Annotated in this window: 10 protein-coding genes and 1 pseudogene; 10 read left to right on the top strand and 1 reads right to left on the bottom strand. The window is 67.7% G+C overall.

Translation table 11 applies throughout. The annotated features are described in order from the left end of the window. Positions 1-349: 349 nt before the first annotated feature. On the top strand, positions 350-1090 hold the full coding sequence (locus ACH4FH_RS38685) for an NUDIX domain-containing protein (RefSeq protein WP_398560669.1): 741 nt from the start codon (positions 350-352) through the stop codon (positions 1088-1090). Here ACH4FH_RS38685 and ACH4FH_RS38680 read toward each other — a convergent pair. After that, positions 1087-2051 (bottom strand): annotated as a pseudogene (locus ACH4FH_RS38680) (IS481 family transposase). The gene ACH4FH_RS38685 and the pseudogene ACH4FH_RS38680 sit on opposite strands and share 4 nt — an antisense overlap. A gap of 281 nt (positions 2052-2332) precedes the next feature. On the opposite strand from ACH4FH_RS38680, the gene ACH4FH_RS38675 reads away from it, so the two are divergent. The 9 genes from ACH4FH_RS38675 to ACH4FH_RS38635 all read left to right on the top strand — a co-directional run bounded on the left by ACH4FH_RS38675 (position 2333) and on the right by ACH4FH_RS38635 (position 7586). Then, positions 2333-3283, top strand: a complete 951-nt coding sequence (locus tag ACH4FH_RS38675) for a phosphotransferase family protein (RefSeq protein ID WP_398560668.1) — start codon at positions 2333-2335, stop codon at positions 3281-3283. 53 nt (positions 3284-3336) lie between these two features. Continuing rightward, positions 3337-3750 carry a DUF6193 family natural product biosynthesis protein gene (locus ACH4FH_RS38670; RefSeq protein ID WP_398560667.1) on the top strand — a complete coding sequence of 138 codons (414 nt, stop codon included), beginning with the start codon at positions 3337-3339 and terminating at the stop codon, positions 3748-3750. A 728-nt stretch (positions 3751-4478) separates the two neighbouring features. Further along, complete coding sequence (locus ACH4FH_RS38665; RefSeq protein WP_398560666.1) at positions 4479-4706, top strand: hypothetical protein; 228 nt, start codon at positions 4479-4481, stop codon at positions 4704-4706. Positions 4707-4760: 54 nt separating this feature from the next. Further along, the gene (locus ACH4FH_RS38660) at positions 4761-5078 is read left to right on the top strand and encodes a hypothetical protein (protein ID WP_398560665.1); all 318 of its coding nucleotides are present in this window, start codon (positions 4761-4763) and stop codon (positions 5076-5078) included. A gap of 11 nt (positions 5079-5089) precedes the next feature. Further along, complete coding sequence (locus ACH4FH_RS38655) at positions 5090-5230, top strand: hypothetical protein (RefSeq protein ID WP_398560664.1); 141 nt, start codon at positions 5090-5092, stop codon at positions 5228-5230. Positions 5231-5463: 233 nt separating this feature from the next. Continuing rightward, positions 5464-5895, top strand: coding sequence for a DUF6313 family protein (locus tag ACH4FH_RS38650; protein WP_398560663.1), 432 nt, complete (start codon positions 5464-5466; stop codon positions 5893-5895). After that, positions 5892-6191, top strand: a complete 300-nt coding sequence (locus tag ACH4FH_RS38645; RefSeq protein ID WP_398560662.1) for a hypothetical protein — start codon at positions 5892-5894, stop codon at positions 6189-6191. Before ACH4FH_RS38650 ends, ACH4FH_RS38645 begins: the two co-directional genes overlap by 4 nt. A gap of 313 nt (positions 6192-6504) precedes the next feature. After that, positions 6505-6972, top strand: coding sequence for a hypothetical protein (locus ACH4FH_RS38640; protein WP_398560661.1), 468 nt, complete (start codon positions 6505-6507; stop codon positions 6970-6972). A 320-nt stretch (positions 6973-7292) separates the two neighbouring features. Beyond that, positions 7293-7586 carry a hypothetical protein gene (locus tag ACH4FH_RS38635; protein ID WP_398560660.1) on the top strand — a complete coding sequence of 98 codons (294 nt, stop codon included), beginning with the start codon at positions 7293-7295 and terminating at the stop codon, positions 7584-7586. Positions 7587-8235: the final 649 nt, after the last annotated feature.

Genomic DNA, 8235 nt, shown 5'->3' with positions numbered 1-8235 from the left:
GATCCCGCACCGGACGCCCCATCCGAGGCGGGGCCAGCAACGGCTTGATCACAGCCCATGCCTGATCAGACAGTTCATGACGACACACCACGAACAGAGCAACGACTAACCGACTTTGCGGACACGCCCTAGGAGGCCCCGCCACGCGCTCCCTCGGACTCCCCCTGGTGGGTGACACGTTGCGTCGAGCCGTCTCCCCGCGGTCGAAACGCTGCGCCCACTCCCCCACCATCTTGCTCGTGCCAGAGCTGATCGGGCGCCGGATTGCGAGAAGAGCTCCGGTGCCGGACCGGCGACGCAAGGACGGCTGCTCCTGGGTACCCGGTAGCAAGCGTGCCAGCATGAGCCAATGCCCAAGTCACCATCGCATGCCTCCGGCGTTGAGCTCCTGGAGGTTCATGAGGTCCGGCTGGTGGAAGCTGCCATGCCTTTGGTGCCAACCGCAGATCGGCTGGCCATGAACCACGCTTGGGAGGAGGCAGTTGCGTCCAATCCGAGCCTCTTCGACGGGCCAGTGGTGGCGTGTGCAGCACTCGGCTGGGATGGCCCACGCCGCTTGGTCCTCTCGTGGGCAAGGACGACCTACCGGCACTACGCCTTGCGTCGGGTGCCGGGCGCTACCTGGCTACCGTCCCTGTTCGTCAGTGTCCTGCAGCCAACTGATGACGGCTGTCTGCTGGTGGCGCGGATGGCGTCGTCAACGGCTGCGCCCGGCCGCTGGCAACTGCCGGGCGGTTCCATGGAACCGCCACCTGCCCACGAGCCGCTCGATCTGGCTGCGCTGCGCCGGCACGCTGCCCGGGAACTGGTCGAGGAGACCGGTGCAGCCACTGCACCAGAGGACCTGACATTGTGGGTTGTCACGCGCGGCGAGAACGGCACCATCGGAGTGTTGTTCCTTGCTCCTTGCCGGCCGGCCGCGCTGCTGCACGAGCTCTTCGCATCGCTGGTGTCCTCGGAGACAGCCCTGGGCCAGGAACCGGAACTGGACCAGATCTCTCTGATCCGCTCCCCGGCCGAGCTGGTCGGCCTCGGCGGGCCCCAAGTGGACTACCTCGAGCCGGTTGTCCGCAGATTCGCCAGGCGCTAGTTGTATTGATCCGCAGGGTTGTTCACGCGGCTGATCGGGGGTTGGCCTCCGAGTGCGGTGTGGCATCGGTGGTGATTGTAGATGTGCAGGAAGGTGTCCAGGGCGGCGGTGCGTTCGTCGTTGCTGGTGTAGGGCCGTAGGTAGGCCCATTCGTCGAGCAGGGTGCGGTTGAAGCGTTCGACTTTGCCGTTGGTCTGTGGCCGGTAGGCGCGGGTGAGTTTGCCGGTGGCGCCGAGACGGGCAAGGGCGTCGTGCCAGGCGAGGCTCTTGCGGTAGGGCCAGGCGTTGTCGGTCAGGACACGTTCGATGCGGTCGATTCCCACGCTCTGGAAGAACGTGGCAGCTCTGTCGAGGAAGGCCGCGCAGGTGGCGGCTTTCTCGTTGCGGTGGACCTCGCTGTAGGCGAGGCGGGTGTGGTCGTCGACGGCGGAGTGGATGTAGTCGAAGCCGGTGGTGCGGCGGCTTTCGGGGCGGGCGGCACGTGCAGCGGGCCTGCCGTGTATCCGCCAGCCGCCGTCTGGGATTCGGCCGAGCTTCTTCACGTCGACGTGGATCAGCTCGCCGGGCCTCTCGCGTTCGTAGCGGCGGATGGCCTGCCCGGTGGGCCGGTCCAGGATGGAGAGGCGATTCAGGCCGTGGCGGCTCAGGATGCGGTGCACTGTCGAGGCGGGCAGGTCCAGGATCGGACCGGTCCGTGCGGGGCCCAGCTTCCGGTCCTGTCGCAGCCGGCACACCCGGGCCTCTGTGCCGGCGGGGGTGCGGTGCGGCGTCGTCTTGGGACGGCTGGGGCGGTCATGCAGGCCGGGCTCGCCCTCGGTGGTGCCCGCCGGACCCACTTGTAGGCCGTCGTGCGGGATATGCCCATCTCAGCTGCGACACGGGCAACCGGACGGCCATAACTGACCCGTTCGACCAGCAGTCGCCTGCCATGGACGTTCAGACGGGCATTACGGTGGGACACGAAGACCTCCGTGCGTGGTGTGGAGCCTAGACACCTCCACCACACCGGAGGTCTTCGCCATGATCAAGACCCACGAGTGTCAACAACGCTCGTGATCAATACAGCTAGTGACTACCCGTGCTCGGACGGGGGAACTCACCTGCAGGCCTGTTAAGCCCGTCAAGGCGCAGGTTCGCGGGCGGGTGGCACAGATCATGGGGAGCGGTCGCGGAGGGTGACCCCAGTGGTCTTCAACGACAGCTTTTGCGCAGGTGCCGACGTCCGGATGATGAGGTGGCACGGTGACCAATCACGACGAAGCGGCGGATGTCCGACCGTTGACCCTGGCCTGGGCGAGTCGGCACCTGGAGGCCGGCGAACGGATCGTCAGAACCGAGGCCCTGCAGGGCGGCATCACTGCCGAAATGCGGCGGCTGACCATCGGCATGCGTGAGGGAGGCACCCGATACCTGGTGCTGCGGAGCTTCGTGAACGTGGAGCATGCCGAGGACTGGCTGAACCGGGAGGCCGACGCCCTGACCCTGCTGACGGGGACCGGAGTGCCGGCTCCTGGACTGGTCGCGGTAGATCCGACCGCCGCGCATTGCGAGTACCCATCGCTCCTGATGACACATCTGGCGGGGCGGATAGTCCTGGACGAGGAGGGACTGGAGACGCGCGTCCCTCTGCTGGCCCGGCAACTCGTGGCGATCCACGCGCTGCGACCCGCCGAGCGGCCCCGAGAGTACGCGACGTTGACGACCGCCGACACCGTCGTGACTCCGAAGGCCGCCGACTCGGCGGCATGGGCCGCGGCGATCAACGTGATCCGCAAGCCCGCTCCGCCCTATCAAGGGCGATTCCTGCACCGGGACTTCCAACCCGGCAACGTACTGTTCGACGTGCCGCCAAGCCCGGCAGGTCCCCGGATCACCGGCGTCGTCGACTGGGCAGCGACCTCCTGGGGCCCGGCGGACCTCGATGTAGCGCACTGCTCCACCAACCTCGCGCTGCTGCACGGCCCGGCATGGGGTCTGCGGTTCGCTGAGGCGTATGAGGAGGCCGGCGGGGTCCTGTCCGCAGCCGCGAGCGAGCGGCTGTACTGGCAGGCGCGGGACGCTCTGGCGTGCTCAGAAGAAGTGCAGGTGGTGTCGCAGCCATGGCGGGAAGCAGGAAGGACAGAGCTGACGACGCCAGCCGTGGCGGAGCGGCTGAATGCCTACGTCACCGCCCTGATGGACGCGCTGAGCTGAGCCGAGCGGCCCGTCAAGAAGAGGAGCGAGGCTGGGCCCTTCACAATCTAGGGATGACCGACACCGTCGACGCCGCTTGGCACAAGATCCTGGGCAAAGCCGGTGAAGCCTCCCGGCCGGAGGCATCACCGCTTCGGGAGCCGTTCACCGAGCTGTTGCAAGTGGCTCACGCCGAGCCGCGGCTGCGTCAGCTCTACCCGTGGACCGGGATGTGGGAGCTGCACTTCAGCAGGTGCACGGAGTTCCGGCCCACCTGGAACATCCCCTACATCGGCACTCTGGGAGACGGCCGGTACTACGTCGAGGGACCGAGCCGGAGCAGCCCGCGAATCGCCCTGACAGACAGCGCACAGGTTGCCGTTGCGATATTCGTCGAGCGTCTGCCACCACACTGCGGCCCGGCCTTCGTCGGAAGTGCCGACGAATTGGCTGCTTACGAGCAATCGACCGAGGCCAGGCCGGTCTGACCGGGAACCAGCTTGCCGCGCCTCGACCAGGCAGGCGTGGCGCCAGTCAACCGCATCGGCCTGGCGTGCGGGATCCTAGGCTCCGCGTCCGCGCCGGTCGGTCGCGATCAGGCCGGAGCCAGACATGACGTTGCCCCCGACGCGAGCACACGCCGGGAGCAACGGGACCGCGCTACACCAGGGGCGCGCCGTGCTCCTCGCACACGGCGTTGTACTCCTTCAGCGCGCCGTCCAACATCGACTGCAGCTCTCGCGCGGTAGTGGCATGTACGTAGTGCTTCACCCCATGGATCGTGACAACCACGCACTCGAACTCGTCGTCGCCAGTCAACTCAGCGCTGACGTGGCTGCCAGGCCAGCCGGGCAAGGGCTGCGGGGGCTCATGCGTCTCCCGGATCAGGCGATCACGGGCCGGCTTCCCAGGCTTGGCGCGTCCCATCAGGCAGGTCTCCTTGTCATCGAGGAGATGCGAGCCTATCGACAACTAGGCGCGGATCAGGGCCCTTTTGCCCCAATCGCGTTGAGGCCGACCGTCGGTCGGGAATTCAAGAGAGTATCCGGAGTCAGGCGACCTGATGCCCCGAACACCTAACCGGAAGCGTGCTGCCGTTTCTTCGTCAGGATCGATCCTAAGCTTCAGTCGTCATCGGCCACTGACGGTCGGGATGGCGCTCGTCGAATCCAAGGAATCGACCCGAGGGCGCCCGCGGGTCCGCCATCCTGACCCCATGCAGACCATCGAGCAGGTTCAGCGTCGCATCGCGGCCCGTGAAGCTTCCCTGACCAAAGCGCGGGAGCGACTGGCCAACAGCGAGCCCGGCACCCAGCGACACCGGCGAGCGGGCATGGACGTGGAGCAGCTGGAGCTGGCAGTGAGCGGCCGGAAAGCCCACCTAGAGAAACTGATCGCGACTCAGGGGGGGCGACGCGAAGTAGGCGCCCCCTCACCTCGCTGAAATCCTTGGATTGAACCCTTGCCTTGCCTTCAAGGATTGCCGCAAGGTCAGTGCATGAGCGACAAGAAGCCCCGCCTGATCCCCACCGGCAACTGCTGGTGCGGCTGCGGCAAAGAAGTCGGCCTCGGCAAGTTCTTCGCCGCCGGCCACGACAAGGCCGCCGAGTCCGCCCTCATCGCCCTCAAGTACGGCGGCTCCGTACCCGAGTTCCTCCACGCCCACGGCTACGGCCCCCAGCACTCCGTCACCCACGCCGCCGTCGACGCCGAGGTCTGGGAACGCTGCGACCAATGCAAGACGGAGCCCGCCTACATGGGAGCCCCCGCCAGCATCGCCAACCACAAGCGCAAGTACCACCCTGACGAGCAGTGAGGACACCGGTCATGAGCTTCAAGGTCCACCTCCACTTCCCCGACTCCGACTACACCGTGACGATGCCAGCCGCTCCCCGCCGGGGAGAGCCCGCATCGAATAACGGCGAAGGATCCATCAACCTGACCCTGGGCCCTCCCACCGAGCAGTGAAGACACGCCCCACATCAGGAGGTCCTGTGCACCCGCTCGATGTCCCGTGGGTGGCGGTCGAGTACCTGGCGGAGCAGCTCGGCATGTCTCGTGCGTGAAGCAGTACACCGAGCGCAAGCCGACGGCGTATCCCGGACCTGTCCCGCCGTGAACCGCGGGCGTACACGTCAATTCCTGGCGTGGAGGTCTCCGTTCGCCTGTCGGTAGAAGATCTGACGTCTACCGTGGGTGATGTGTCCTCCGCATCTGCGCCCCCGGCTGGTGGGCCCCCACCACCAGGCAGACGGCAGCGGCTGCGAGCACGCTGGGCCGACCGGCACGCTCTGCCTCGGTTCGCCTTCTGGTTGCTCAGCCGGGGCACGGTTGTGCTGGCGGTGTGCGCGGGGCTGTATGTGCTCAACGGGTTCCTGATCGGCTGGGCGAACGCCTACGACGTGATGACCGGGATCACCTCGCCGGCGGCCGTCCGCTCCCCGTGGTGCGCCTGGCCGTTGTCCCTCGCGGGCTGGGCTGCGATCCCCGCCATCATCGGCGCTGCGGCCGGTTATGTCATCACCGAGCAGATCCAGGCCCACCACGCGCGCGAGCTGAGCGACGTCCTGGATGAACTGCGCCGCCTGGCCGAACCCCCCGGCCCGCCCCCATCCTCCGGGAGTGGCTCGTGATCACCCTGCACGAGGTGCATGAGCAGGGCAGCGAAGCCGTCAGGGCCGCAGTCCTGGCTTTCGGCGCCCGCCACCCCCTTAACGGCTCAGGCGCCGAACCGGACTGGAGTTGGGCAGAGAAGCACTTCACCTACCTGATCGAGGTCATCATGGGAACGGCAGCACCCCCGCAGAACAGCGCCGCAGCCATCGTGCGCCGGACCAAAAACGAAGCCATCGGATTCCTGTTGGCGGTCAACACCCGGCCAGACTACCGCTGCCCCATCTGCGTCAAGCGGCAACGGCACTCGCTGTGAGCCACCGGCCTACCCTGGAGACGTGGTGACGGACGCAGAACGCGCCGAGCACGCAGCCCGCCTGCGCGGACTGCTCTCGCTCGCCTGCCCAGACGCCTCCGACACTGCCATCGCCGCTACCGCGGAAGCCATCACACAGCAGGCCGGGGAAACCCCCCACGAACCAGTCCCTCAAGCCTCTCAACTCAGCCAGCCCGAACTTCCATCAGCCTCTGAGGGGCGCTCCCGGCGCGCCAGTTCCGAAGCAACTCGGTCTGACGGCTGGACGGTCCCGACGGATGGGACGCGAGTACGCGACGTGGTCCGTGATGTGGTGACCGAGGTGGCCCCAGAGGAGCTTCCGCTGGTGGAGGGGTTGGCCGAGTTCGACGACGCTACGGCCGTACAGCGGCTGGTCGGTCGGGGCAGGCGGCGCAAGCCCCTGGGATTCGGTCTCGACGATGCCGCGCTGGTAACTCCCGTCGTGTGGCTGACGGTGCACCAAGCGGCGCAGCGGATCGTGGGTGCTGCTGTGGACAGCGCGGCCAGCGGGGCGCGATCCGCGCTGCGCAAGCTCTTCCACAGGCGGACTGAAGCCGTGACGGTCCCGCCGCTGACCCGTGAACAGCTAGCCGAGGTGCGGAAGTCGGTGCTGGAGATGGCCAGCCAGCACGGCCTGGGAAAGGAGCGCGCGTCGACGATCGCCGACGCGCTGATGGCCAGGCTGGAGCTGCCCGGGGCAGAGGATTCCGGTCTGGACCGCACAACCGGTCCGGCCGGACCGGCCGACGGCGAGGCGTGATGGTTGGCCTACCCACCGAGGCCGCTCCTGAAGCTGGGGAACGGTCCACCTCGGACCGCTCGACGAACGGGTCCCCGCGGTCAGCATGACGCCCCGTTTTCGGTCTCGGGGATCACTCGAACCCGCCGGCTAACTACCGGCTCACCCGGTGGTTATGCGGATCACCGTCCTGAACTACCGGTCCACGCCCGTGGATTGTCACTCTCCGTCGGTCGATAGTTACAGCATGACCGAACCGAGAGGAATTCGGACGCCCCCCCGTCCAGTTGGCGGAGACGTACAGCGAACAGCCGGTGCCGGCCCCCGATTGCCTGGACTGCGTGGCGTGGGTGAAGGTGCGGGACGACGCTCGTGCCATCGACAACTTCGGGGCAGCTGCGGTCGCCTCCACGGACCTTCAGATGTACGCGGCAGCGGGAGCGTGCGACGTGAGGCCCTCGGCGGAGCCGCTCGTCGACGGCCCCCTAATTCGTCCCTACCTGAAGTCGGCGGCGTACGAGCGCGACATCCGGTGGCTGATCAACCGAAGAAATCAGCCCCACGGCCTGCGCGGTATGCGGATGTACGACGTCATCAACAAGGACCAGCGCCGCGCCGCAGGAGGCCGGCGATGAGCCGCCCACTGGTCTGCCCAGCCCTGGCCACGGTCGCCTTCCCTCTCGGCGTAGGGGCCTGGCGCAGCCAATGAGACGCCCGGCCAGATCACGCGTTTGCCCCCCGTGGGCGTCATCTACGGCCGGGGACCCCACACCGCCGCGACCAGCCTGTCGTGCCACCCCGCCAGTCCGGGTGCCCCGGTGACATGGCCCATGATGCCGGGGGCAAGCGGGTCACTTGGAGGATGGGGCTGCGGAGGGTGTGTCGCGTAGTGCCCTGCGCAGGGCTGCTACGTGGGTGGATGTCGCTGCCGTGGTGGGGGCTGCGACGTGGGTGGTGGCTGTGCCGGTGCAGCGGGTGCATGTGGTGGCTTGCCGGCCTCGGGGCAGTGGGTCCCTGCATTGGACGCACTCCGCCAACGGCGCGGCTGCCGGTGAGGTCTGTGGGCGCGTGCGGTGTGGGGGCAGTTTGCGTGTGAGGCGGTTAGTGAGGAAGGCGCGTGCGCAGTGCACTACGGGTGGTAGCCCTGCGGTGAGCAGGGAGCGGGCTTCCTGCTCGGTGACACCATCGGCGAGCCAGCGGTCGGCCAGAGGTGCCAGGCCGAGGGCTTCGGTGGCGCTCAGCGCCAGCTTCGGCTCGGAGTGGCTCAGCCCTGCCAGAAACGCC

The organism is Streptomyces sp. NPDC017993, assembly GCF_044328065.1.
Classification (GTDB): domain Bacteria; phylum Actinomycetota; class Actinomycetes; order Streptomycetales; family Streptomycetaceae; genus Streptomyces.
Note: the sequence above shows the minus strand (reverse complement) of the source record. Positions and strands in the feature narration are given on the sequence as shown.

Excerpts from the sequence above, each read along its gene's own strand:
- ACH4FH_RS38670 (WP_398560667.1), top strand. The coding sequence starts at position 3,337 with ATGACCGACACCGTCGACGCCGCTTGGCACAAGATCCTGGGCAAAGCC.
- ACH4FH_RS38665 (WP_398560666.1), top strand. The coding sequence starts at position 4,479 with ATGCAGACCATCGAGCAGGTTCAGCGTCGCATCGCGGCCCGTGAAGCT.
- ACH4FH_RS38655 (WP_398560664.1), top strand. The coding sequence starts at position 5,090 with ATGAGCTTCAAGGTCCACCTCCACTTCCCCGACTCCGACTACACCGTG.
- ACH4FH_RS38685 (WP_398560669.1), top strand. The coding sequence starts at position 350 with ATGCCCAAGTCACCATCGCATGCCTCCGGCGTTGAGCTCCTGGAGGTT.
- ACH4FH_RS38660 (WP_398560665.1), top strand. The coding sequence starts at position 4,761 with ATGAGCGACAAGAAGCCCCGCCTGATCCCCACCGGCAACTGCTGGTGC.